The sequence below is a fragment of the Paenibacillus sp. 203 genome (assembly GCF_037027525.1).
Lineage (GTDB): Bacteria > Bacillota > Bacilli > Paenibacillales > Paenibacillaceae > Paenibacillus > Paenibacillus polymyxa_B.
Genome location: NZ_JAXCHD010000002.1, coordinates 604,659 through 630,694 on the forward strand (window position 1 = coordinate 604,659; position 26,036 = coordinate 630,694).

25 protein-coding genes and 2 tRNA genes are annotated in these 26,036 nt (G+C 46.1%); 2 read left to right on the forward strand and 25 right to left on the reverse strand.

Annotation, left to right across the window (positions count from 1 at the left end; genetic code table 11):
* Window positions 1-58: 58 nt before the first annotated feature.
* From WA407_RS06035 to nrdR, 3 genes are all read right to left on the reverse strand, one after another.
* Window positions 59-131, reverse strand: a tRNA-Lys gene (locus tag WA407_RS06035).
* Between the two features lie 12 nt (window positions 132-143).
* Window positions 144-219 (reverse strand) — tRNA-Ala (locus WA407_RS06040).
* Window positions 220-349: 130 nt separating this feature from the next.
* Window positions 350-817 (reverse strand): transcriptional regulator NrdR, encoded by a 468-nt coding sequence (gene nrdR, locus WA407_RS06045; RefSeq protein WP_013309614.1) that lies wholly within the window; start codon window positions 815-817, stop codon window positions 350-352.
* Window positions 818-922: 105 nt separating this feature from the next.
* Here nrdR and WA407_RS06050 point away from each other — a divergent pair, with 105 nt between their 5' ends.
* A complete protein-coding gene (locus tag WA407_RS06050) occupies window positions 923-1,147 on the forward strand; it encodes an alpha/beta-type small acid-soluble spore protein (RefSeq protein ID WP_013309613.1) in 225 nt (74 codons plus the stop codon).
* A 118-nt stretch (window positions 1,148-1,265) separates the two neighbouring features.
* On the opposite strand, the gene WA407_RS06055 is transcribed toward WA407_RS06050, so the two are convergent.
* The 15 genes from WA407_RS06055 to citZ form a co-directional block, all read right to left on the reverse strand.
* On the reverse strand, window positions 1,266-1,829 hold the full coding sequence (locus WA407_RS06055; protein ID WP_336076974.1) for a lytic transglycosylase domain-containing protein: 564 nt from the start codon (window positions 1,827-1,829) through the stop codon (window positions 1,266-1,268).
* A complete protein-coding gene (coaE, locus tag WA407_RS06060) occupies window positions 1,826-2,422 on the reverse strand; it encodes a dephospho-CoA kinase (RefSeq protein WP_336076975.1) in 597 nt (198 codons plus the stop codon). The genes WA407_RS06055 and coaE overlap by 4 nt, the downstream gene beginning before the upstream one ends.
* 11 nt (window positions 2,423-2,433) lie before the next feature.
* Window positions 2,434-3,225 carry an MntP/YtaF family protein gene (locus WA407_RS06065; protein ID WP_254327784.1) on the reverse strand — a complete coding sequence of 264 codons (792 nt, stop codon included), beginning with the start codon at window positions 3,223-3,225 and terminating at the stop codon, window positions 2,434-2,436.
* A gap of 112 nt (window positions 3,226-3,337) precedes the next feature.
* Window positions 3,338-4,168 (reverse strand): DNA-formamidopyrimidine glycosylase, encoded by an 831-nt coding sequence (mutM, locus tag WA407_RS06070; RefSeq protein WP_322159199.1) that lies wholly within the window; start codon window positions 4,166-4,168, stop codon window positions 3,338-3,340.
* 71 nt (window positions 4,169-4,239) lie between these two features.
* Entirely contained in the window at window positions 4,240-6,894 is a 2,655-nt protein-coding gene (gene polA, locus WA407_RS06075; RefSeq protein ID WP_336076976.1) for a DNA polymerase I, read from the reverse strand.
* A 177-nt stretch (window positions 6,895-7,071) separates the two neighbouring features.
* The gene (gene phoU / locus WA407_RS06080; protein WP_025721993.1) at window positions 7,072-7,731 is read right to left on the reverse strand and encodes a phosphate signaling complex protein PhoU; all 660 of its coding nucleotides are present in this window, start codon (window positions 7,729-7,731) and stop codon (window positions 7,072-7,074) included.
* 38 nt (window positions 7,732-7,769) lie between these two features.
* On the reverse strand, window positions 7,770-8,528 hold the full coding sequence (gene pstB, locus WA407_RS06085) for a phosphate ABC transporter ATP-binding protein PstB (RefSeq protein ID WP_029516628.1): 759 nt from the start codon (window positions 8,526-8,528) through the stop codon (window positions 7,770-7,772).
* A 127-nt stretch (window positions 8,529-8,655) separates the two neighbouring features.
* Complete coding sequence (locus tag WA407_RS06090; protein ID WP_254327782.1) at window positions 8,656-9,780, reverse strand: methyl-accepting chemotaxis protein; 1,125 nt, start codon at window positions 9,778-9,780, stop codon at window positions 8,656-8,658.
* Window positions 9,781-9,939: 159 nt separating this feature from the next.
* On the reverse strand, window positions 9,940-10,671 hold the full coding sequence (locus tag WA407_RS06095) for a response regulator transcription factor (RefSeq protein WP_013309604.1): 732 nt from the start codon (window positions 10,669-10,671) through the stop codon (window positions 9,940-9,942).
* Window positions 10,672-10,799: 128 nt separating this feature from the next.
* Window positions 10,800-12,602 (reverse strand): two-component system histidine kinase PnpS, encoded by a 1,803-nt coding sequence (pnpS, locus tag WA407_RS06100; RefSeq protein ID WP_336076977.1) that lies wholly within the window; start codon window positions 12,600-12,602, stop codon window positions 10,800-10,802.
* A 121-nt stretch (window positions 12,603-12,723) separates the two neighbouring features.
* Window positions 12,724-13,593, reverse strand: coding sequence for an SDR family oxidoreductase (locus tag WA407_RS06105; RefSeq protein WP_165175973.1), 870 nt, complete (start codon window positions 13,591-13,593; stop codon window positions 12,724-12,726).
* Between the two features lie 216 nt (window positions 13,594-13,809).
* Entirely contained in the window at window positions 13,810-14,226 is a 417-nt protein-coding gene (locus WA407_RS06110) for a hypothetical protein (protein WP_013370353.1), read from the reverse strand.
* A gap of 319 nt (window positions 14,227-14,545) precedes the next feature.
* Window positions 14,546-15,487, reverse strand: a complete 942-nt coding sequence (gene mdh / locus WA407_RS06115; protein ID WP_061828678.1) for a malate dehydrogenase — start codon at window positions 15,485-15,487, stop codon at window positions 14,546-14,548.
* A 16-nt stretch (window positions 15,488-15,503) separates the two neighbouring features.
* A complete protein-coding gene (gene icd / locus WA407_RS06120) occupies window positions 15,504-16,799 on the reverse strand; it encodes an NADP-dependent isocitrate dehydrogenase (protein ID WP_069291602.1) in 1,296 nt (431 codons plus the stop codon).
* A gap of 151 nt (window positions 16,800-16,950) precedes the next feature.
* A complete protein-coding gene (citZ, locus tag WA407_RS06125) occupies window positions 16,951-18,063 on the reverse strand; it encodes a citrate synthase (protein ID WP_028542893.1) in 1,113 nt (370 codons plus the stop codon).
* Between the two features lie 345 nt (window positions 18,064-18,408).
* Here citZ and ytvI point away from each other — a divergent pair, with 345 nt between their 5' ends.
* Window positions 18,409-19,527 (forward strand): sporulation integral membrane protein YtvI, encoded by a 1,119-nt coding sequence (gene ytvI, locus WA407_RS06130; protein WP_235307972.1) that lies wholly within the window; start codon window positions 18,409-18,411, stop codon window positions 19,525-19,527.
* 29 nt (window positions 19,528-19,556) lie between these two features.
* Here the strand turns inward: ytvI and WA407_RS06135 are convergent, their stop codons facing one another.
* From WA407_RS06135 to WA407_RS06165, 7 genes are all read right to left on the reverse strand, one after another.
* A complete protein-coding gene (locus WA407_RS06135) occupies window positions 19,557-19,955 on the reverse strand; it encodes an FxsA family protein (protein ID WP_013309596.1) in 399 nt (132 codons plus the stop codon).
* Window positions 19,952-20,470, reverse strand: a complete 519-nt coding sequence (locus WA407_RS06140; protein WP_235307971.1) for an acyl-CoA thioesterase — start codon at window positions 20,468-20,470, stop codon at window positions 19,952-19,954. The genes WA407_RS06135 and WA407_RS06140 overlap by 4 nt, the downstream gene beginning before the upstream one ends.
* Before the next feature lie 134 nt (window positions 20,471-20,604).
* Window positions 20,605-21,894: a pectate lyase gene (pelA, locus tag WA407_RS06145; RefSeq protein ID WP_336076978.1), complete on the reverse strand. Its 1,290-nt coding sequence runs from the start codon at window positions 21,892-21,894 to the stop codon at window positions 20,605-20,607.
* Window positions 21,895-22,183: 289 nt separating this feature from the next.
* On the reverse strand, window positions 22,184-23,026 hold the full coding sequence (gene pstB / locus WA407_RS06150) for a phosphate ABC transporter ATP-binding protein PstB (protein ID WP_061828683.1): 843 nt from the start codon (window positions 23,024-23,026) through the stop codon (window positions 22,184-22,186).
* Window positions 23,027-23,043: 17 nt separating this feature from the next.
* Complete coding sequence (pstA, locus tag WA407_RS06155) at window positions 23,044-23,940, reverse strand: phosphate ABC transporter permease PstA (RefSeq protein ID WP_023987910.1); 897 nt, start codon at window positions 23,938-23,940, stop codon at window positions 23,044-23,046.
* Window positions 23,940-24,872 carry a phosphate ABC transporter permease subunit PstC gene (gene pstC, locus WA407_RS06160; protein WP_013370343.1) on the reverse strand — a complete coding sequence of 311 codons (933 nt, stop codon included), beginning with the start codon at window positions 24,870-24,872 and terminating at the stop codon, window positions 23,940-23,942. The genes pstA and pstC overlap by 1 nt, the downstream gene beginning before the upstream one ends.
* 106 nt (window positions 24,873-24,978) lie before the next feature.
* Window positions 24,979-25,902, reverse strand: a complete 924-nt coding sequence (locus tag WA407_RS06165) for a phosphate ABC transporter substrate-binding protein (protein ID WP_039269889.1) — start codon at window positions 25,900-25,902, stop codon at window positions 24,979-24,981.
* Window positions 25,903-26,036: the final 134 nt, after the last annotated feature.

The following is a 26,036-nucleotide window of genomic DNA, read 5'->3' on the forward strand; positions in this document are numbered from 1 at the left end:
CTGGGAATAGATCTATAAACAACAAAAAAACGGCATCTCTGCCGTTTTTTCTAAAGGATGGACTCTCAGGGACTCGAACCCTGGACCAATTGATTAAGAGTCAACTGCTCTACCAACTGAGCTAAGAGTCCATAATAAAAGTTTGGTGGAGCCTAGGGGGATCGAACCCCTGACCTCATCGCTGCCAGCGATGCGCTCTCCCAGCTGAGCTAAGGCCCCATCGTAAGTAAGTTAATCAACGTTTCAAGCGACTTCTATATCATATAAAATTTTTATTCCTGTGTCAATACTTTTATAAAAAAAATATAATCATCTTCCCACTTTGTCCCAAGAAAGATACAGTCAGCGATCAGTCGCTGGCTGTATCTTTAGATAATAGTGTTTTCAGTTCCTTCATAAACATATTGATGTCTTTAAACTGACGATAGACGGACGCAAAACGTACGTAGGCGACTTCATCCACTGGGTAAAGCTGTTCCATGACCAGCTCACCGATCTGCTGGCTATCCACTTCTGTGGCTGCTGTGTTGCGGATAGCATTCTCTACCTGGGATACGATCATATCCAGTTGCTCGACGGATACTGGGCGCTTCTCGCAGGCTCGAATGAGACCGCGCAGCATTTTATCACGACTAAACTCTTCACGGCTGCCGTCTTTTTTGATAACCATGAGCGGGGTTTCCTCCACCATTTCAAAGGTGGTAAAACGCCTGGCACACTGCTCACATTCACGGCGGCGACGGATGGACTTGTTATCATTCGCAGGTCGCGAATCCAACACTTTCGTGCCGTTGTAGGCACAATACGGACATTTCATAATCTCACCACTTTCTTTTTCCAATAAATTCCCGTAGATTTTTAGTAATAATTTTGTCAAAACAGATCATAATATGTTTACCATATCGCGAGGAGGTGAACAACAATGGCACAAGGAAACAATGGCAACTCCAACAATCTGGTAGTCAGCAGATCCTCCGGCGCTCTGGAGCAAATGAAATATGAAATCGCTCAAGAGCTGGGTATCAGCATTCCTCAAGATGGTTACCAAGGTAACATGACTTCCTATGAGAACGGTTCGATCGGGGGCTACATCACAAAACGCCTCGTAACGATCGCCGAACAACAATTGGCAGGTCAATACCAATAATCGCGGTAATAATGCAGAAATAACAAGATAAAGTGTATGGATGGGCTGCTAAAAACAGCCTGTCCTGCGCTTTTTTCATTTTAAAGCGAAAAGGCTCATCATGTCATTAACTTGTCATTTAAAAATCATTATAAATTTTCGTGTATTGCCTGTAGTAATAAATGACCCGCTGTACATAATGTCGTGTCTCACCAAAAGGGATTTGCTTAATGGACTCTTCTTTTCCATCCCACACTCCCTTATCCAGCCACTCTTGAACTTTACCCGGCCCTGCATTGTAAGCAGCTACGATTGCTACAGGATTATCCTGAAACTTTATGGATAGGTTATGCAAATACCAGGTTCCCAGCTCAATATTGGTGCCAGGCTCGTGCTTGACACTCTCCAGCGGAACCTTTTGAATCTGGGCGCTGTCCATAATCCAATTTGCCGTATTCGGCATAATCTGCATCAGGCCCAGTGCACCCTTATGCGACTGCTTGCTGGTTTTAAAATTGGTTTCTACGCGGATAATAGACGCCACCAAAAATGGGTCCACTTCATACGTTTGTGAATACTGCCGAATCTCATCCTTATATTGAATTGGATAGAACCAGGACATCCAATTTGAATTAAGGAACAGGATTAGGACAAACCCGACAAACAAAGTGAGCAGGACTCTTTTCTTTCGCAAAATGTTCATGCAAGTCCCTTCCGCTGCCAAAATTGATCAATTTGTCGTTTCGTCTCAGTCTGTGCTCCGCTATTATCGATAACGATATCGGCCAAGCTTTTCTTTTGTTCAATATCCATTTGTGCGGACAGCCTAAGTCCAGCTTGCTCCTCCGTCAGACCGTCTCTGAGCATCAGACGCTGGAGCTGAATATCACGCGGTACGTACACAACCATAATTTCCTCGTACAAGCTCTCCAGCCCGGACTCGTACAATAACGGGATATCTGCTAAAACAAGCTTGTCCGGCTGTTCCCGTTCATATGCTTCCATGCGCATACGCATTTCCTCACGAATAGCAGGATGGGTAATATCGTTAAGTGCCTGCCGTTGGGCAGGGTCTCCGAATACAATCTCACCCAGTTTTTTGCGGTGCAGGGTTCCGTCATTGTTCACTATAGCTTGTCCAAAATGCTCTATGACCGCCGCCAGCACCGGATGCCCCGGAAGCATGACTTCCCGGGCAATGGCATCTGCGTCGATCAGCAGCGCACCTTTGGCGACCAAAAGAGCCGACACGGTGCTTTTTCCGGTAGCAATACCTCCGGTTAATCCGATATTCATGCTCTTTCACCTCATAACAGCTTCAATATGCCCATCATAATCAGTAATAATGCCGGCAATACACCCAGCGCCTTCATAAATCGAAATGCTGATAGAAAGAAGCCTGCCTTCATCCCTGCAATCAAAAATGTTCCACTGAATAACGTAATAGCCAGCGCAGTAGACAGTGGCTGAAAACCAAGCATAGCTGCCCCGAGTCCCGCTCCGAACGCATCGACCGATAATGCAATGCCCAGCCAAACCGCTTCGGTAGCAGATATACTGCCGGAACGGTCCATATCCGCAGCAGACGGACTTCGAAGAATCCGAATAACAAGTCCCCATTTGCGGAACTCCAGAGAAAATAGCGTTCGCTCCTGCTGCTCCACAGAAGCTTCTGTCGACAGATCTTTTCTTGAACTGGGGAAAGACTCGGTATCAGCATCTTCTATACTCTTCTTCTCCCCAAGAACAAATCTGCTCACTGGATCAGTCTGTTCTGTAAGAAGCAGCCCCCGAGAGGCCTCCACTGAATCCTCTGACGAATCCTCTTTGTGGTGCAGAGCTTGAAACAAAGAGTAACAGCCGATACAGATCAGGATGACAGCGCCAAAAACGGTCGTATATACAGGAGACAGGACACGAGATAGTAATGCGCCCAATTGCATGGATATGCCAATCACCAAACCTGAACATACGGAGATGATAGCAATCGACAACAGTGGAATTTTCATTTTGCGCAAACCATATGTAACACCGACTCCGAAACTGTCCAAACTTAGCGCAAATGCCAGTAACAGCAGGCCTCCCCAATGATTAGCCACTCCAATTCCCTCCCATTGCGAAGGCAGGGCCTTATAACAACCGAAACCCTCCGCAGTATTGGTACTTGGAACAATATATGAGAGGGATGGGCTTGGGGTGACTGTGCAAGTCTTAACGCATAGGCTGACAGACCGGACAATGATGTGTGCCACGTCCGGCTACGACAGATTTTTCGATCAATGTGCCACATTTAACGCAAGGCTTTGCGTTACGTCCATAGATTTGCAATTGATGCTGGAAGTCGCCCGTTTTACCCTGTCCATTAACGAACGATTTAATGGACGAGCCTCCAACCTGAATCGACGCACCCAGCGTGGAGACAATAGCTTCATGCAAGACATGAAATTGGCTATCCGTTAGGCTTTTGGCTGGCTGTGCTGGATGAATCCCCGCCTTAAACAACGATTCATCTACATAAATATTCCCGATGCCCACCACATATGACTGGTTTAACAGCGCTGCCTTGATCGAAGTCGAACGAGTTCCAACAGCGACACGCAGCATTTCGGGTGTAAAGGCCTCGTCCATCGGTTCCAAACCGAGCTTGTTTAGCGGCTTTTCCAGCAAATCCTGTCCTGCCGGAAATAAGTGCATTGTGCCAAACTGGCGCACATCCTGATAACGCAGCTCCGTACCATCTTTAAAATGAAAGATGACATGGGTATGCTTTTCCACAGGATCATGTTGCGAATACAATCCATATCGCCCTTCCATTCGAAGATGGGAGACCAGCACCAGCCCGTCCAGCAAAATCCGCAGAAACTTCCCGCGTCTCTCAACCCCTGTAATCCGGTGATCGGCCAATTCCATCGCAAAAGCGTGGATATCATCGGGCCGTTGAATGATCCGCGGCAAATTAACGGTGACATGATCTATATGTTTATCAACGATAAGCTCGTTTAGCGTTCGTTTAATGGTTTCTACTTCCGGTAATTCCGGCATGATGTCTTCACCTCACCCTATATTATAACGGAAGCAGCGTCAAATTGGGACTATCTACTCATTGAAATATATTACTTGGCCTCATACCAATTGCTGCCATAGCTTACTTCGGCTTTGAGCGGCACAGCCAGCTTTAATGCGGCTTCCATGGTAGCCGGGACAAGCTCTTTCATCGTTTCCATTTCTTCAGGCGGAACCTCGAACACAAGCTCATCATGTACTTGGAGCAGCATTCTGCTGCGAAGTTTACGTTCACGTAAGACCTCATCCATCTGTACCATCGCCAACTTGATAATATCGGCTGCGGTACCTTGAATCGGCGTATTCATCGCTGTACGCTCAGCGAATGAACGCAGGTTGAAATTGCTGGCGTTAATCTCCGGTAAATAGCGTCTGCGTTCCAACAGCGTTTTTACGTAGCCGTCCCGCTTCGCATCCTTCACAATATCATCCATGTAACGGCGAACGCCTTGGAACACATCAAAATACTGGTCGATAAAACGAGCCGCTTCCTTCCGCGTAATATTCAAATTTTGTGACAGACCATAATCACTGATCCCATAGACAATCCCAAAGTTGACTGCCTTCGCAGAACGCCGCATATTAGAGTCCACATCTTCCGCTGCTACCCCAAACACATCGGATGCGGTCTTGGTATGGATGTCCATATCGTGGACAAAGGCCTCCTTCAAACGTTCATCATCCGAAATATCAGCCAGCACCCGCAGCTCGATCTGTGAGTAGTCTGCCGCCAAAATAGACCAGCCCGGTTCGGACGGAACAAATACTTTGCGGATTTTGCGTCCTTCTTCGAGACGAATCGGGATGTTTTGCAAATTCGGAAATTGACTGCTCAAGCGTCCAGTTGCTGCAACGGTCTGCCGGAAATACGTATGCACCTTACCTGTTTTCTCCGAAATTTCTTTCAACAATCCTTCGACATACGTCGATTGGAGTTTGGCAATGGTGCGGTACTGCAAAATATTTTGCACAATATCATGATAGGGGGCCAGCTTTTCCAATACCTCCGCATCGGTCGAGTACCCCGTTTTCGTCTTTTTAATGACAGGCAAACCCAGTTTATCAAACAAAATCTCACCCAACTGCTTGGGCGAATTCAGATTGAACTCTACTCCGGCAATGCTGTAGATTTCACCCACCAACGTTGCAATCTGGGCTTCAAATTCTTTCCCCAAAGCGCGCAGTTCTTCTACGTTCACCAAAATGCCCTGCTTCTCCATATCCGCCAAAATGCGGGACAACGGCATCTCCAGCTCATGAAACAGCTTGTGCATTTCCGTTTTTTCCAGCTCCGCCTGCTGTACAGGCACCAAAGCTTCAATCACCGCTGCCTTACGCGCCACATGATCGGAAAGTACAGCCACGTCAGGGACTTTATATTTAGCTCCTTTACCGAACACTTCTTCGTCTGGACGGATCGAAGACAAACCATATTTGGCTGCCAATCCGCTCAATGTCTGGTTTGCATCGGTCGGGTCCAACAAGTACCCTGCCAGTTGCACATCAAACTCGGCCCCTGCAAACTCAATTCCATGCCAGTGTAAAGCCAAATCCGTACGATGCAGATCATGACCACGTTTTTTTCGTTCAGGGTCAGCAAGCCATTCGCGAATAGGTGTAGCTGCACCGCTTTGCAGTACATCCAGCGTCATAAAATACTGCTGCCCCGTTGCGGCAAATATCAGACCTACGATGTCAGCATGATGCGGATTATCACCATGCGTCTCAACATGCAGCACATCCACATGATCCAACACTTCTACCAATTCGCTAATCCGCTGCTCATCCAGCACTGTTACGTCAGCCGCGGCTTCCTCTACGTCTACCCCAGTACTGCCAACCTCACCTGAAAAGGATAAACGCTCCAGCAAGGACTTGAACTCTAGCTTCGCCAGAGCTGGCCCGGCCGTTTCTGCTTGCAGCCCGCCAAAAGCCACATCTTCTAGCTGCTTGTCCAACGTTACATCCCGATAAATGGTCGCCAAATCTTTGCTCATTCGCGCATCATCGGCATGTGTCTCTACGCGTTCTTTCATTTTGCCCTTCAGCTCATTCGTGTGCGCCAGCACTTCTTCGACTGAACCGTATTGATGCAGCAGCTTGAGCGCTGTTTTTTCACCCACGCCGGGAATACCAGGAATATTGTCCGACGTATCGCCCATCAGACCCTTAAGGTCAATAATTTGCAGCGGCTTCAGGCCATATCGTTCCTGAATTTGCTCAGGTCCATACGTCTCCACCTCAGTAACCCCTTTGCGGGTCAAGCCGACTGTGACATGATCTGAAGCCAATTGAAGCATATCCTTGTCCCCGGTCACGACCAGCACATTGAAACCGGCTTCGTCCGCTGTCTTGGAGAGGGTGCCTATAATATCGTCCGCCTCATAGCCATCCAGTTCAAACTGAGCAATGCCGAAAGCGGTCAATAGCTCTTTCAGCAACGGAAATTGCTGGGACAGCTCTGGCGGTGTTTTCTCCCGTCCACCTTTGTAATCCTCGTATCCTTTATGGCGAAACGTTATTTTACCAGCATCGAAGGCAACCAGAATATGTGTTGGTTTGTGCTCCTCCAAGAGCCGCAATAACATCGTCGTAAATCCGTACACCGCGTTCGTCTGCTGCCCGCTCGAATTCGTTAACGGTGGCATAGCAAAAAACGCCCGGTAAATGATACTGTTACCATCTATAAGCATGAGTTTATCCATTTAGCACCTCGCAAGTTCATCAATGCATTCGTAACGTTCTTACGTTTTACGCATTTCTCTTCCTATCTTAACATACAAGACTCCTTTTTCAGAAAAAAACGGCTGCTTCCTAACCAAATTTGCCTTTTGCTCAAAGACAAGTCTGGGTCAGAAACAACCGCTATATACCTGAAAGCTCTACTGGTTCAAATCTGGTCTCTCCCCTGTCACGAGATATACAGTGCTTTCACCGATATTCGTAGCATGGTCACCAATTCGTTCAATGTATCGTCCTACAAGCAGTTGCAGCATGGCTTGTGAAGCCTCTGCCGGCTTTTCTACCATAAAGGCGTACAAATCGCTGATCATATGGCTATACATGGAATCTACTCGATCATCCTCTTTGGCCATTTTGTAGGCCAGATCTGTATTTTCATCCAAATAGGATTTGATCGCATCATCTATCATTTCTTTAACAATGGAAGCCATGTGCGGAATATCCACCAGCGGCTTAATGATCTGCTGCCCTTCCAAGCGAAGTGTCACCTTGGCAATATCAAGCGCCAAATCGCCCATTCGTTCCAGATCACTGGAAATTTTAAATGCAACAATGATCCGGCGCAAATCCTTTGCTACCGGCTGCTGGGTAATAATGAGCTTGGAACCCATATCGAGAATATTCTCTTCCAGCGTATTAAGGGATGCATCATTTTTGACCACCTGCTGAGCCAATTCTGTATTTTTGGTCTGCAAACATTCAATGGCCTGATCGAGCGCCTTCGAAACGTGTGCACCCATTTCGCGCAGTACGGCTCTCAGTTCATCTAACCCTTCATCAAAACCTTTTCTACGTATCATTTCGAAGTCACCCCTTCTGGCATATTCATCTGTAGGCTTTAGCCAAATCGCCCTGAAATATAATCTTCTGTACGTGAATCTTGCGGCGTGGAAAACATCGTCTGCGTATCCGCCGCTTCCACCACAACACCATTCAAAAAGAACGCAGTTCGACCGGACACACGCGCTGCCTGATGCATGTTATGCGTCACCATGACAATGGTATACGTGTCTCGCAATTCCTGAACCAGTTCTTCAATTTTCATCGTGGAGATCGGATCCAGCGCAGATGTCGCCTCGTCCATAAGCAAAATATCTGGCTGTACAGCAAGCGCCCGGGCAATGCACAACCGTTGCTGTTGTCCACCGGATAAACTCAGAGCAGAACGCTTCAGAAAATCCTTGACCTCTTCCCAAAGTGCCGCCTGCCGCAGGCTTTGCTCAACCAATTCGTCCAACTTGTCCTTTTGCCGAACTCCATGCAGACGCGGGCCGTAGGCCACGTTATCATAAATCGATTTGGGAAATGGGTTAGGCTGTTGAAAAACCATTCCCACCTGCTTACGCAGAGTTTCTACTTCCATAGTATCGCCGTATATATCCTGACCTGCGATACTCACAGTGCCTTCAATACGCGTTCCCGGTATCATATCATTCATCCGGTTCAGCGTACGCAGCAGGGTTGATTTGCCGCAGCCGGACGGGCCGATGAAGGCAGTTACCGTTTTTTCAGGAATATCGAGGTTTATATGTTTCAGCGCGTGAAATTTCTCATAATATAAATTCAGCTTATCGATCCGGATTACGGAATCATTCATGGATTTATGATCTCCTTCGTGTTGCAGTTATGATCCTCAAGCATTGCACCTGATTTGCACAATATGAAGATTATATAAGCTGTGTGTAAATTTAGTGTGGTGGATTTGTTAACGGTATGTAAAATGATCAAGAACTTAACATGAGCTCTAGCTCATGCGCTATTTCGGCTGCATTCAAAGCCGCTTCCTCTGCGGAACGGGACATTTCACTGTTTTTGGCTTCAATTTCATTGACAGCCTGCAGTAGTTTGGCAAAAGTTTGTGTTCCGGCAGAAATATATTGAGAGCCTGTATGAATCTGCTGCATACTCGTATCCGTCAGTTCAGCGGTGTCACGCAGCATTTGCTCGATATGGGTGAGTAAGCCTGTAATCTGCGTGGAAAAGGCTTTCGTCTGGAGTGACATATTCCGCACCTCTTGAGACACAATCTGAAAGCCTCGTCCGTGTTCGCCAGCATGCGCCGCTTCAATGGACGCGTTGATCGCCAGCAGTCCGCTATGATCTGCCAGTGCACGAATGGATGAGGTCATGCCCGCAATGTCATTCAGCGATTGGGTCAACGCCGTCATCTGCTCATGCTGGCGCTTCATTTGCTCCGTGACTGCACGATAGGAGAGCAAAACATCTTCCAGTTCTACTTTGCCACGGCGGGATAACTCACTCATTGACCGGGTTAGCCGCACACTGTCATCGGCCTCTTTAGCTGCATCCAGCACAGTCAGCTGAATACGCTGGACTCCGTCATAGCTATGCCGAATCACATCGCCCCGCTCTTCGTCCGCTTCTCTTTGCATTCGCTGCACAACCGACAGGATATCACGAATTGTGAGTACGCCGAGTAACCGTGTTCCTTCCTTAATCAACACACAATCGTAAAAACGCTGATCTTCACGCAACATCGCCAGTTCCACAATGTCCGATGCCTGGCTTTTCAGATCCACAATTAATGTATTGGGATCGGCAAATATGGCCGCAGGCTTGTCATAGAACAACGCCGCAGCAAATCTGCCCGTAAAATGGCGATTGTACGCATCTCTCATAATAATGCCCAATGGGAGATCATTTTTATCCACAACAATGACACAAGGTATATCCTCCTGTGTTTTCATAAGTCCTAACAGTTCTTTACAAGACATATCCGTACCAATGATCGGAACCTCCCGGCATGACACATAGGTAGTAATCGGCTTGTATGCTTCACGTTCAATCACGGCAGTGGAACTCGGCTGGGTCTTTGGTTCCGTTATCATCGTTCTGAAGTCCCCTTTTTTTAACTACTTGGAGTGACGGGAACATCATATCGGTCATTTGTTGATTCTAGCGTCTATTTTTGTTAATGAAATGTAAAATCACGAAATGGACACAAAAGTCGTCGGACACTTCCCTGGATAAAGAAAAACGCTCCTCATTTATAATAAATGAGAAGCGCTTCTTTTTTTATTTACAACCAGCTTGTACCCCACTCCACGGATCGAATCGATATGAACCGAGTCGGGATCCAGCTCCAGCTTTTTACGTAAGGAACTGACGTGCACATCCACGGTTCGTTGACCACCAATGTAGTCAAAACCCCAAACAGCATTCATCAGATCATCCCGGGTCAGGACCACACCCGGCTTGCGGGACAAATAAAGAAGTACCTCAAATTCCTTTGGTCTGAGGCTGATAGACTGACCTCCAAGAATGACTTCATATTTCTCAGGATAAATCTCCAGCTCGCCCAGTTGAATTTTGGAGCTATCTTTCTGATCAGACAGCACTCCTTCATCCCCGCCGGAAGTTCTTCGCAGCACAGCCGTTACACGTGCCAACAGCTCAGAAACGCCAAAAGGCTTCGTGATGTAATCATCTGCACCCGACTTCAGCCCTTGGACAACCTCGGCCTCGCCGTTTTTGGCCGTTAAAATAATGATAGGCGTTGTCAGCCCCTGATGGCGAAGTCTGCTCAGAATGTCCAGACCGTTCATTCCCGGCAGCATCAAATCCAGCAGGATCAAATCGTAGGATTCTCTGGAGGCTTTTTCAAACCCTGCACTGCCATGATCCTCCGTGTCCACTTCGAAGCCTTCTTGTATCAAATTGTAGGATAGCAATCTGGCAAGCGTTGGTTCATCCTCAATAACCAGCAAGCGTTGTCCCATAAATAACTTCATCTCCTGTTTACCTATTAAAGGCGCATTGGTCAAAATCCAGAAATCTTTTCCATACTCATGCGACACCCGTTTATTTTATCACGGCATTGTTAACAGAATGTAAAAAAGGTTATAGTTCATTCTTCCTGTTGCAATAGCGGTAATTCAACTGTAAATGTGGTACCCAATCCAAGCTCACTTTCCACCGAAAGGGTGCCATGATGCAAATCGACCAAGTGTTTGACGATCGACAATCCCAGTCCCGTTCCGCCAGAGTTGCGCGAGCGTCCTTTGTCCACCCGGTAAAAGCGTTCAAAGATACGTGGCAGGTCCTTCTTTGGAATTCCAATACCTGTATCACTGACTGTAAATACGACCTTTTCCGTGCCATTCTCCCGCTGGATCGTTAAAACCTTAATCTTTACCTTGCCACCATCAAGTGTATAGTTAATACCATTAGACAAAAGGTTCAGGAAAATCTGCTGAAGCTTATCTTCATCCGCCTCCATAAACAGCTCATCCGGGATATCCATGTGTAGCGTAATTCTTTTTTTGGCAGCTACATTGTTCAGTTTTTCCAGCAATGATTCTATGAACGACGAAACGTGCACCGGCGAGCAATCCAGCGGAGAACGCTTGGATTCAATTTTGGATAGCTCCAAAATGTCACCGATCAGCCGATTCAATCGTTCGCTTTCATCATATATAATTTGCAAAAATGAACGGGCCGTCTCCTCATCTTTAACCCCGCCACCGAGTAACGTCTCGGCAAAACCCTTGACTGCGGCAATTGGTGTTTTTAGCTCATGAGAAACGTTTGCCACAAATTCGCTCCGCATATTTTCCAACCGTCGAATAGCCGTAATATCCTGTAAAAGGAACAGCATCCCCCGGTATCCGCCTTCATCCTCATACATCGGAACACCATCCAGCAACACGAGTCTTTCCTCGGGATTGTACAAATGAACCTCACCATGCAGCCTTTCTCGGCTTTGTATGCTGCCCTCAATTAGCTTTGTGAGCTCATAGTGCTTCTTCAGCTCATGATACGGCTTGTCCGTCACCCGTTTACCCACGACACCGAGCATTCGCTCAGACTCACGGTTTACAAGCGCAATAGACTCACTTGCATCAATCATTAGAATCCCGCCTGTCATATTACTCATGACGCTCTGGAGTAGATCCTCATTGTCACGTATCGTTTTCATTTGGTTTTGAAGACTGTCAGCCATACGATTAATGGCTTCCCCCAGTTGCCCTACTTCGTCCCGGCGCTGCACACCAACCCTTGCGTCATAATCCAGTCCTGAAATGCGGTTGGCTACCCCTGTAATATGCTCAATAGGCGAGGTCAGACTGCGGGCAATACGATAGCTCACCAATCCAGCAGCAAGAAATAGCAACACGAGTCCAATCCCGATAGCCGTCCAGCCGCGGCGTACTCCCTCCTCCACCGCTTTCAGACTCATGGACAAACGGATATATCCGTCAAAGCCCTTGCCCGATACAACAGGCTCTGCAACGTATAGCATGTTCCGCTGCAAGGTTTCGCTGTAACGAATCGTGCGTCCGATTCTCTCTGTTGAGGCTTGCTGAATTTCTTCACGAGATGCGTGGTTTTCCATCTTACGCGGATCGCTTAACGAATCGCCAACCACCGTCCCGTCCTTGCGAATGAAGGTCACCCGCGATTCCGTCAAACGGGCAATTTCCTTCGCCTTTTGAGAATAATAAGAGACATAATCCGTACTGGACAGGGCATCTGCATTCACAAAAGGGAATGTAGCACGAAGCAGGTCTATCTCCCGTCCCATGTTCTCCTCTAGCACCTTCATATTCGAATTTTTAAAGATTTGTCCCATCGTGATTCCAGCAGCAAGGACAGATACGCCAATCAAAATCAGCATGATCAGGGTAAGCCTGAAACGAAACGATTTCATAGAAATTTGCCCATCCTTTTATGTAAGTTAATCTCATTCTACAGGCTGCCTACATTATGTTCCACTGTGAAAAGAAAAAAAGGCCGGAGCATAAGACTGCCCCAACCTTTTCCTTATCCTCTTATCCGTTTACAACTTCACCGCCATTGATATGAATAACCTGCCCGCTTACATAAGACGAATCGTCTGAAGCAAGGTACACATAAGCTGGCGCCAATTCTTCCGGCTGACCCGGGCGCTTCATAGGCTGTGCTCCTCCAAATTCGCTGACTGTCTTGGCATCAAAGGTAGACGGGATTAACGGTGTCCAGATCGGTCCTGGTGCTACAGCGTTCACCCGAATACCTTGATCCGCCAAATTGAGCGAAAGGGAACGAGTGAATGATGTGATTGCCCCTTTGGTGGAGGAATAATCAATGAGTGTCTTATTCCCAGCATACGCGGTAATCGATGTTGTATTGACAATTGTGCTCCCTTTCTTCAAATGCGGCAATGCTGCTTGCGTCAGGAAGAACATACCGAAAATATTCGTACGGAACGTGCGCTCCAACTGTTCTTTGGTGATATCCTCCAGCTTTTGTTGTGGATGCTGCTCTGCCGCATTGTTCACGACAATGTCGAGCTTGCCCAACTCATTAACCGTCTGTTGAACCGCTTTTTTGGCAAATTGATCATCTCCGATATCACCAGGAATCAATACGCATTTGCGCCCCTCCTGCTCTACCTGACGTTTTGTTTCTTCCGCATCCTTATGCTCATTCAAGTAGATGATAGCTACGTCCGCACCTTCTTTGGCATATGTGACAGCTACAGCCCGTCCAATTCCACTGTCCCCACCAGTAATAAGTGCAACTTTACCTGTTAGCTTGCCAGCGGCTTTATAAGTTGGTTTTTCAAACTGAGGTGCAGGCGACATTTTGGACTCAATCCCCGGTTGTTGGTCTTGATGCTGTGGGGGCAAAGTTTGCTGAGGTTGATTACTTTTAGGCATTGTACATTCTCCCTTCAAAATTAGATATTTTTTAGGATGCAACATTTGCATCCACTCTACTCCTGATTTACCACGCTAAGTTATTCGTTAAACGAAAAAAGAAAAATGTAGTTATTTGAGCACACAAAAAAACGGCCTATGCTTATTCAGCACAGACCGTTTTTTTCAATTTAGCATTTGTCATCATTGGATTATAGGCTCTCACCAAATGCATAATTAAATAATATGGCTGTATACCATTAAAATCGTAATTAGAATCATGAAGACAGCCAGCAGCGTGCTGAACATCCGCATTTTACCAGCGTATTGCGTAATCGGCTGTTGGTTACGAACCGCTTCCAGTGACAAGCGTAATGGCTTACCCATAGCACCAGCAATACCAGAAATGGCAAGAAACAACACCAACACAACAACGATCCATGCTACCGAATAAGAATCCCAAACAAAAATCATATAGATGCCGCTAATAAGTACAAGAATCAGTGCAAATTGAGCCAGACGGTTTAATAGCTGTACAGCCGATATCGTCCCTTCCTGCGCACTTGGAGCCAATTTGTCGATTTTGCCCACAACGAAGGGGAGCAATAAATAAAAACCCATCGCCAGTGATCCAATAATGTGAATAAAAAACATTCTTTATAACCTCCATTTCTTTGTTTTCTCACAAACTATTTTTCCATAGAACGATCATATTCCAACGAATGACTACCATCTTTTCAGTGTTTTGGGACATGCTTTTCTATGTAAGGATTTTTGAAAAATCCTCATGTAACTATCAATGCATATGAACTCTATTATACCGGGGAAGTGGTCCAAAGCAAAGGAAATAAGAAAGAAAACGAATAGATTCCTTATATTCCGTTTAAAAGTAAAAGAGGTGTCCGATGGCCATGACTATGGCTTGGGAACACCTCTTCAAGTAAAAGTATACCGTTTTAGTAGAAAATTGAATCTATACAGTAACTATTTTAATCACACTGCGGACCGATTCGGCGGATTGATCGAGCGCTGCTTTTTCTTCGGCTGTCAATTCCAACTCGAACACTTTTTCGATACCATTACCGCCAAGAAGTGTCGGTACGCCAAGGAACAAATCCTGATAGCCGTACTCTCCCTCCAGATAGGCAATGACCGGGATAATCCGTTTTTTATCTTTTACAATCGCTTCTGTCATCTGTGCAAGCGAAGCTGCCGGTGCATAATATGCGCTACCATTACCCAACAGGTTGACGATCTCACCGCCACCACCGCGTGTCCGTTGTACGATTGCTTCGATACGTTCCTGCGAAATCAGGGTTTCGATAGGTATACCTCCAACGCTGGAATAGCGTACCAGGGGCACCATATCATCACCGTGACCACCCATAACGAAGCCGCGTACGTCTTCGACGGAAACGTTCAGTTCTTGTGCAATAAAGGTACAATATCGCGCTGTATCCAGCACACCTGATTGGCCAATAACCCGATTTTTCGGGAATCCAAGCGTTTGATAAGCAGTATAGGTCATAGCATCTACCGGATTACTCAGAATAATGACGATAGAATCCGGCGCATACTTCTTCACGTTCTCACAAACGGATTTTACAATTCCTGCGTTCGTATTTACCAAATCATCACGGCTCATACCCGGCTTGCGTGCAATCCCGGCTGTAATAATGACGATATCCGAGTTAGCTGCATCCTCGTAACTGGAAGTGCCCGTGATCTGGCTGTCAAATCCCTGTACCGGACCGGCCTCCAAAATATCAAGCGCCTTGCCTTTGGTCGGATTCTCTAGTTGCGGAATATCGATCAGTACGATATCACCCAGCTCCTTTTGAGCCAGCAGCAATGCGGTAGTGGCACCGGTAAAACCGGCGCCAACAATGGATATTTTTTTACGTTGAATGGACAAGTGGTATTCCCCTTCCTTACAGGTTGCTAATAATGGTATCTGCGAACTCGGAGCATTTCACTTGTGTAGCACCATCCATCAGACGAGCAAAGTCATAAGTTACAATCTTCTTATTAATGGACGTCTCCAGCCCTTTATAAATCAGGTCAGCCGCTTCTTTCCAACCCAAGTGTTCAAGCAACATTACGCCCGACAGAATTACGGAACCAGGGTTCACTACGTCTTTGTCGGCGTATTTTGGAGCTGTACCATGTGTAGCTTCAAAGATAGCATGCCCTGTTACATAGTTAATGTTTGCACCTGGCGCAATACCAATTCCACCAACTTGGGCAGCAAGAGCATCGGACAGATAGTCCCCGTTCAGGTTGAGCGTAGCAATTACATCAAATTCAGAAGGACGAGTCAGTACTTGCTGAAGTGCAATATCAGCAATCGCATCCTTAATAATGATTTTGCCTGCATCTTCAGCCGCTTTTTGAGCTGCATTTGCCGCATCCTCACCGTCTTTTTCCTTGATTACATCATATTGGGCCCAAGTAAATACTTTATCTGCAAATTCTTCCTCAGCCACTTCATAACCCCAGTTTTTGAAGGCGCCCTCGGTAAATTTCATAATGTTACCTTTGTGTACGAGCGTGACACTCTTGCGTCCGTGGTCAACAGCATACTGAATGGCTGCCCGTACCAGACGCTTTGAACCCTCGGAAGAAACTGGCTTAATGCCAATACCAGAGGTTTCAGGGAAACGAATTTTGTTCACACCCAGCTCTTGTTGGAGGAACTGAATAACCTTTTTCACGTCTTCGGACCCTTCAGCATACTCGATCCCCGCGTAAATATCTTCTGTGTTCTCACGGAAAATAACCATGTCTACCAATTCAGGACGTTTCACTGGAGAAGGAACACCGTTAAAATAACGAACAGGACGCAGACATACGTATAAATCCAGTTCTTGCCGCAATGCCACATTCAACGAACGGATACCACCGCCAATAGGTGTTGTAAGTGGACCTTTGATGGCTACAATATACTCACGGATGGCTTCCAAAGTATCGTTAGGGAGCCATTCGCCGTATGTATTGAAAGCTTTCTCACCAGCGAATACTTCATACCAGGCAATCTTTTTGCTGCCGTTATATGCTTTTTCTACAGCTGCGTCCAGTACGCGCTTGGAAGCTTTCCAGATATCGCGACCTGTGCCGTCACCTTCGATAAACGGAATTACCGGATGGTTCGGAACCCGTAGTTGACCGTTATCAATCGTAATTTTTTCGCCTTCAGTTGGGAGCTCAAACTTTTCAAATTTCGCCATAAGTTCCTTTTCCTCCTCAGATATGAATGGGTACAGGACGAAAGACATGATCTTTATCACAGACAAAAACGTACATCTCTCGCCGTCCCCTCTATTGTACCTTATTTTTTAAATTCAGGGTATACAACCTCAATCTTCCTTCAACAAAGGGTTAGCGCAACTCTGGTGATACATATTTTTGATCCATTGGACCTGTATATTCGGCGCGAGGACGAATCAGGCGGTTATTTTCATACTGTTCTAAAATGTGTGCGGTCCACCCAGATACACGACTCACAGCAAAAATAGGTGTAAACAGGTCTCTCTTGATACCTAACTGGGTATACACAGAGGCAGAATAAAAATCCACATTGGGCTTCAAGCCTTTTTGCCCTGTTACAATTCCCTCAATTCGAACTGACATATCAAACAACGTTGTGTCGCCGTTCATTTCCCCCAGCTCGCGGGACATTTTGTGCAAATGCTTGGCACGCGGATCACCGTTTTTATAGACTCGGTGTCCAAAGCCCATAATTTTTTCGCGGTTATCCAGTTTCGCCTGAATATAGGAGTCCACCTGATCCAAGCCACCAATCTCCTCCAGCGTTTTGGCCACAGCCTCATTGGCCCCACCATGCAGTGGTCCTTTTAAAGCTCCAATAGCAGACGTGATTCCGGAATAAATATCCGACAATGTGGCTACCGTTACACGCGCAGCAAAGGTAGACGCATTTAATTCATGATCGGCGTGCAACACGAGAGCCTGATTGAACGCTTTAATAGCCGTCTCCTCTGGATCCTTGCCAGTCAGCTGATACAAAAAGTTTTCAGCGATGGAAATACCTTTTTTAGGCGCAATCGGCTCCAAGCCCTCGCGTATACGTGCTATAGCTGCCACAATGGTAGGCAATTGCGCCTGAAGCTTGACGGTTTTGGTCACATTAGATTCTCTCGACATATCATCCGCCTCTGGGTCATACAAAGCGAGAGACGATACGGCTGACCTCAAGGCAGCCATCGTGCTCAAATTTTTCGGATATAACTTTAATTGAGTAACAATTTCATCCGGAATAGCAGCGTATTCGCTTAACTGGTTGCGAAGCTCCTGCAATTGCTCTTTATCAGGTAATTTTCCAAACCACAACAAATAAGCTACCTCTTCAAAATCGGCGTTAACAGCCAAATCATCAATGTTATAACCCCGGTACGTGAGAACGCCATCTACGATAGAGCTTATGGAGGAAGTGGTCGCTACGATCCCTTCCAGACCTTTAGTCGCTGTCATCGTTACATCTCTCCTTTGTAAAAACATTGTGAACGGACTTGCAATGTAAACATTTTCAAAAGTAAGATATGTCTTTTAAATAGCTGAGTAATGTTAACGCCATATGTCAATATTTAAACCTTCTTTCACTATACTGGATTTTGTCGTTTATGTGAACATTGAGGGCTATTCCAACACATTCAAATGTTTTATCGCTTCCATAAATAAATTTTTGAAACCCCTTACAAAAAATATTGATTCATTTGCACTTTTTTACACAGGTCTTGTCTCCCCCCTTTCCCGCATATGTATAGTAGAGCATTTATTTTATGAAAAACTATCGTAAAAGAAAGGAGCCGTGAGAGCTTGAGCCGGTTAATCCTGAATCGCATATTTCGTGCTCTATGGGTGGCAATCGTGATTGTAGCTCTGTTACTGGGCATATATGTGCTTTTCCCTCTCGTCTATCCTTTCCTATTCGCCTGGCTTGTGGCTTATGCCATGAATCCACTGGTTAGTTTTCTGCGTAGCAAAGCCCGTATGCCACGTTGGACGGCTGTCACGGTCTCATTATTTGTATATTTAGGTGGAATTGCAATTATCCTATCTGCTGCAATCACCCGCATGGTCCGTGAAGTTATAAAGTTGGCCATGACTTTTGACGGACATATTGAGCGTTTTAAAAGTCTATTTATCGATTGGACACAAAGCGATTTGATTCAAAATGTAATTATTGAAATTAACCATTTCATCCGGGATAATCCAGATTACCAACATACCATTAACAGTAATATTGATAAGACAACTCAAACTGTCAGTTCGGCTGTCACTACGCTAGTCGCTCAATTTTTTAATGGAGTTTTGAACTTGCTGACCTCTCTGCCTAATATGGGAGCAGTTCTAATGGTTATTGTATTAGCAGCCTTTTTTATTAGTAAGGATTGGGACCGACATAGTCGGATGCTCTCAAACACGATTCCTGATACGATTCGCAAGCCATTGTCGGATATATGGCACGATTTGCGTAAAGCACTGTACGGCTATTTGCGCGCACAGTTCATTATCATATCCATTACGGCATTAACGGTCATTGTTGGGCTGTTCATATTGCGTGTGGAATCCGCCTTTACCATCGGTTTGATGATCGGGCTGGTGGACTTGCTACCTTATTTGGGGGTTGGCATTGTGATGATTCCGTGGATACTGTATGCGTATATGTCTGGTAATTTGGCACTAGGAGTAGGATTGTCGATCCTTTATATCATCCTGTTGATTGGACGACAGATCGTGGAGCCTAAGGTGCTGGCCAGCAGCGTGGGCTTGAACCCGCTTCCCACCCTCATCGGTATGTTCATCGGGCTCAAGCTGTTTGGCGTTTTAGGACTAATTATCGGACCTGTATCACTCATTGTCGTTGATGCACTGAATCGCGCGAATGTCATTCAGGACTTGCGCAACTATATTCTCGCTGGAAGAGTCCGCTAAATCAGGGATAGGAAAAACGGCAGCTCACGTCAAAACCGCCGAAACGTAATACTGCCGTTCTTCATTTTTTTCTCCAGCCACTTCAATAAAAACCGTCGGTACAACGCTCGTGTTAAAGGAAACACCAACGTAAAACCAATAATATCTGTTAAAAATCCAGGGATAAGCAGCAAACTCCCACCGAAAAAGACACATAATCCATCCAGCATTTTACGGCCGGGCATTTGTCCCCGGTTCATTTCATTTTTCGCATCGGCAATCACCTTACGACCTTCAAATTGCATCATGGCAGCCCCGATTAGGGTCGTCAGAATGATGAGTAAAATCGTTTTGCCCGCTCCAATCCAGTGACTTACCCATATAAACCCGTACAGCTCCGCCAAAGGAATGAGCAGCAGCAACAGCCACAGACGTTTACGCATCATCATGACTTCTGTCCCTCCCCGCCTGTAAAAGCAAACCTTAATGCAGTGTACAGCTCAGGTAGCGCCTGATCCAGTCGAACGGGCTTCCATTCGGTGTTCAACCATACGTGCCGTGTCATCCCTGTGACAAGCAATTCTCCCGGCAGCGTGTCTGCCTGGGTCCATACCTTTCCCATATACCTTTGATGCTCATCTTCCGTTACCCGTCGAACCTCATAGATATAGTTTAGACGTAATCTGGAGAAGTCCGTAATTGCAGTATAAATGGTAATTAAATCATCATATCGAGCAGGACTCGCATATTTCGCATTGATTTCAATAACTGGCAGCAAGACTCCTCGTTCCTCCATACTCCGATAGTTAAAACCCGCCTGTCGGATCATTTCGGTGCGCCCGATCTCAAACCAGTTCAAATAATTCGCATGATATACGACCCCCATCTGGTCGCTTTCCTGATAACGGACGCGTAGCGGTGCGCCATACCAGCGTAATTCCGTTTGTTTCTCCTCTTGAGTCATACAAGCTCTCCTATCTTTGTGCATCTTTATCTCTATTTTGCCCTCTCTCCATTAAACCATATTTACAGCCCGGGAACAAAAAGAGGGCAGACCGAACGGTCCGCCCTCTCCAATCATATATAATAATGCCTTTATTATTGTGGCAACGGCTTGGACAGTTTATAATATCCGCTATCCGAAGCCAGCTTGAGCAAGCTCTTAGCCTGGCTTCCCGCCCAGGCGTAACCAAGTCGTCTTTCCTCACTAATTTTCATGATGTCGGTATACTTTTTGCCATCCCGGTCTGAAAAGAAATATTTATTGTCTTCCACGTTATAGAACCGATACCACATTACGCTCGATGCGTCCTTTTGGAAAAACTCCGGACCTTGACGATTGTATTTGATACCGTCGATTCGGTTCGCGTCAAACCATTTCAAAGCACTCTGAGCCGCTTTTTTCACTTCAGCGGTTTGCGGCTGGGACATGAGAAAAGCAGTAATGCCTACTGATTCTGTAGTTGTTTTGGAAGGTAACTCAAATGCCCGGGCTTCAACAGATGCATAAGTAGCCGGATCGTGCTGTGCCCCCCAAATTGTTGGTGTACCATTATTTACAATTTGAGATTTAATTGTGTACTGGATACCTTTGTTTAGCGCTTGCTGAAGTCTGGAGCGGTAAGAGTTATCCAGAATATCGCTATCAAACGGCTGCTTCTTGTTCACAATATCGTCAGCCAAAACCATAACTCTGACCATCGCATCATCATTATAAGTTACAGCATCGGAATAATTACCACGTTTAGGGTATACTTGAGGCCAGCCACCTGAGGAATATTGAGAGGTTAGTACGAAGTCGACTGCTTTTTGTACACTGTTCTTAATATCTTTATTTTTGGTTTTTTTGTATACATCCGCTAAAAAACGAATCTCGGTTGTCGTGGCCTCGTTATCAAACGTTCCGAGTTCAACACCATCCTTGCTTTTCCATGTGGAGCGTGCAGCTTTGCCATCCCATTTAGATTTATAATTCTTTTCCATAGCTTTGAAGAATCCGCCATGCGGCAATTGCCAGGATACAATATTTAAGGCAAGCGTCGTATCCTTGGATATATTCCCCGTAGAAAACTTGCTAAAGTCGCGCATTTTGTTCAGGAGGCTGTCTGTATTCACAACAGCGGTTGGCTTCGCCACAGCCGACAGCCCAAATAATGGCTCACGATCCAAAACACCTGAATTTACATCACCACCATAAACGTCCCGTCGCACAGCTGAATCTGTGGTAAGTTCATAAGAAGCAGTCGCCGATTCACGTCCTGAATCATATGTAGTCGGCACCATCTCCTGTGCCGCAGCCCATGAGGGACTTAGGAGTCCTGACGTTACTGTAATTACCAAACTTGAAAGCGCTATCATCTTTACGGTTGGACACATCTTCTTCTTCATTTGAACCCTCTCCCTTATTTTGATTTGGGTAATTGTGTTCAGTTTAACCCTATTTACTCTTGCAGAAGATTCTTTTTGATAGCGAGGGGAACTAAACCACTATTTATGCATGATAAATAGTTAGTTGTATTATATGAAAATATACCCAAACGATCAATATATTTTAATTTACTAATAGATTAAAAAAGTTACAAAATGTTGAACACAATAAAAATCCTCTTACTAATGCTGGATTAGTAAGAGGATTTTACGTGCAGCTCATATATAGTAGGTCGATGAGCAACATCGCTTAACCAAATCGACCCATGATGTACTCCTGAGTAAGCTCATTTTCAGGATTCGTGAAAATATCGTTCGTTTTCCCATGTTCAACCAGACTTCCAATATAAAAATAAGCAGTATAATCGGAAATTCGTGCAGCCTGCTGCATATTGTGCGTCACAATAACGATGCGCAGTTCTTTTTTTAATTCGGTGATGAGCTCTTCTACCTTGCCTGTAGACACAGGGTCCAGCGCGGAAGCTGGCTCGTCAAGCAATAGAATTTTCGGCTGAACGGATAGTGCACGTGCAATGCAAAGCCGCTGCTGTTGCCCGCCAGACAGCGCCAGAGCGGAATCGTGAAGGCGATCCTTGACCTCATCCCATAATGCTGCTTTACGCAGGCTGCTTTCGACGATTTCATCAAGCTGTTTCTTCTTGCGCACCCCACGGTATTTGGGGCCGAAGGCGATATTATTGTAAATGGATTTGTAAAAAGGATTGGGACGTTGCCACACCATGCCAATTTGCTGACGCAGCTTGATCACGTCCGTTTCCGGTGCCGTCAAATCCTGTCCATCCATCCAGATATGTCCCGTTGTAGAGGAAGACGCAATCTCATCATTCATCCGATTAAGGGAGCGCAAAAAGGTCGATTTACCGCAGCCGGAAGGCCCGATCAGGGCAGTCACTGTCTGTTCCGGAAAGGCCAGATTCACTTTTTTCACAGCCTCAAAGCTGCCATAATAAATACTCAAATCCTCAGTACTGAACGGATGCGGCGGTTGCCCCGCAAGCTGTTCCGAACGCGTAGACTGAACGGATGTTGCTGGTGCGGCGGTTTTTACCGTTCGCGTAATCACATGTTCCATTGTTCTCCATCCCCTTTCTAATCCATACGTTTGGCAGCTGTCAGACGGCGGTATACAACTCTTCCGAACCATCTTGCACTCAAGTTGAATGCAAGCACAAGCAGCACCAGTACGGCAGAAGCGCCTGCAGCAATATCTTTGGAGTCGGGAGCAATCCCCTCACTGTTGACCTTCCAAATATGGACAGCCAATGTCTCAGCAGGTCGCATCGGGTTAATAGGCGATCTGGCATGCAATGGATTCCAATCAGTAAAATCAAGCGGCGGCGTACTCATCCCTGCTGTAAACAGCAATGCTGCGGCTTCCCCGAAAATACGGCCTGCGGCCAAAATGGTACCCGTAATCAAGCTTGGCAGCGCAGCTGGCAACAAAATGGAGGTGATGATTTTCCACTTGGACAGTCCAAGCGCAAGTCCAGCTTCCTTTTGCTCCTTCGGCACAGCTCGGAAAGCCTGCTCCGTTGTGCGAACCATCAGCGGCAGGTTAAATACGGCCAAAGCCAAGGCTCCTGATAAGAGGGAAAAGCCAAAATCAAACGTATTTACGATAAGTAGTAGTCCAAACAATCCGATGACGATAGACGGGAAGGAGGACAATACTTCGACGACAAGTCGTATAAAGTCCGTAATTTTCCCCGGCTTTGCATATTGCGCCATGTAAATACCTGCGCCCCAGCCAATCGGAATGGTGATAATCAAAGTTAAGATTAACAAAAATACGGAATTAAATAGTTGCGGGCCAATACCACCGCCTGCACGTAATGTTTGGGGAGCACTGGTTAAAAAGTCAAAAGAAATATGACTGACTCCGCGGGCTAAAATGAAGCCCAGTAATCCAACCAAAAGTGCAACAATGAACAAGGCGAAGAAACAGATTACAAATGTAGCGATCTTGTCGGTCGTTTTAGCTTTCATCAAACCCGGTTTCTCCTTTCAAGCAGCCTTACCAGCAGCACGAAAATGAATGTCATGAGCAGAAGAACAAGCGCCATGCTCCAGAGAGCATTGTTATGAACGGAGCCCATCGCTGTATTGCCCATGCTTAGTGTAATGACGCTGGTCAAGGTCGAAGCGGATTCCAGCAAGGAATGCGGTATGTGCGGAGCATTCCCGATTACCATCTGTACAGCCAACGCTTCTCCGAAGGCACGAGCCATACCGAGAATAATTCCTGTTAAAAGAGCAGGCAACAGCGTCGGAATAATAACACGGGCAATTGTCTGCCAGCGAGTAGCACCCAAAGCATAAGAGGATTCACGCAGCCCCCCCGGCAAGGAAGACAACGCATCTGCCATAATACTCGTTATCGTCGGCAAAATCATGACTGACAACACTAGGCAGCCTGCCAGAATGCCGATGCCTTGTCCTCCAAACACGTTCCGCAGCAGCGGGACGATCACGGTCAAGCCGACAAAGCCATATACAACAGACGGAATACCGGATAATAATTCAATCGCAGGTTGAAGGATACGTTTACCCGATTTCGGCACGATTTCCGTCATAAATAAAGCCGCACATAAGCTGAGTGGACTGGCAATTAAAGCCGCCAGTATGGTTACTGCAAAAGAACCCGTAATAAACGGAAGCGCGCCGAAGGACTTAGGTTCGCCATCCGGGCTCCATTTGGTTCCAAAGAAAAACTCTCGCAGACTGACTCCATTCACCGCAAATGTAGCTACACCTTTGGAGGCAACAAAATATACGATGGAGACAATGACTGCAACTAAAAAAACGACACAAACCGACGTATATATGCGGCCGGTCCATTCTTCCCAGTAATGTCTTTCTTTCATAACTCGGGATCGTTTATTCTGTTCCATGTATGCCTTCCCTTCAATTGGTTCCATACTGTAACTCCTTTAACCGAAGAATAGAGGCCGGACGCTAGTCCGCCTCTTCTTCGTGAATATACTCGCGTTAGCTGCGTTCATCGAACAGGAGGTGTGACTCTCCTTATTTCGTGATATTACCGTCAGCATCACGTTTCACTTGCATACCTGCTACTGGAATGTATCCCAAGTCTACGACATCCGTTTTTTGGATTTCATCTGACAGAATGTAGTCCAGGAATGCTTTCACATGCTCTTTTGGCTCACCTTTAGTGTACATATGCTCGTAAGCCCATACTGGATATTTACCTTGTTCTACATTTTCAACGTTAGCTTCAACGCCATCGTATTTCAAAGCAGTTACTGTGTTGTCGATGTAGGACAGAGCCAGATAACCAATCGCACCCGGTGTTTCAGCAATCAGCTTTTTCACAGTACCGGAGGAATCTTCTTGAATGGAGCCCGGCAGATCTTCCGTTTTTTGTCCCAATGCGTATTTTTCAAATGTTGCACGAGTACCGGAGCTGCTTGGACGGTTTACGATAACGATTTTTTGATCTGCACCGCCAACTTCTTTCCAGTTCGTGATTTTACCTGTAAAGATTTGTACCAATTGATCTTTTTTCAGGTCTGTAACGCCTACTTTAGGATTCGCTACCGCTGACATGGCTACAACAGCTACTTGGTGATCGACCAGCTCATCTGCGCCGCTCTCCAGTTTTTCTTTTGCAAACACGTCGGAGTTACCGATGTCCGCTTGTCCGCCGGAAACCTGAGTCAAGCCAGTACCGCTACCGCCGCCCTGCACTTGAACTGCAATGCCTTTATATTTATCGACAGCCATAAATTTTTGTCCCGCTTGCTCTACCAATGGTTGAAGTGCAGTGGAGCCAACAGCCAGAATGTTCCCTGTCAGTTCAGCAGCTGCTTTATTGTCTGTTCCTGTAGCAGCTTCTCCTTGTGGTGCAGCATTGTTACCTGATCCGCAAGCTGCAAGTGCAAATACCATGGTGAGAGTCATCAGAATGAACGGCCATTTTTTCAACATTTTTTATTGTCCTCCCCTTAGTTAAGTGACGGTTTTTTATTTATGACCATCAACACTTTTACATTGTAGGCCTGGAATGTTAGACGAACGACGTGGTTTTGTAAAACAAATATAAAATATTGATAGATAAATTA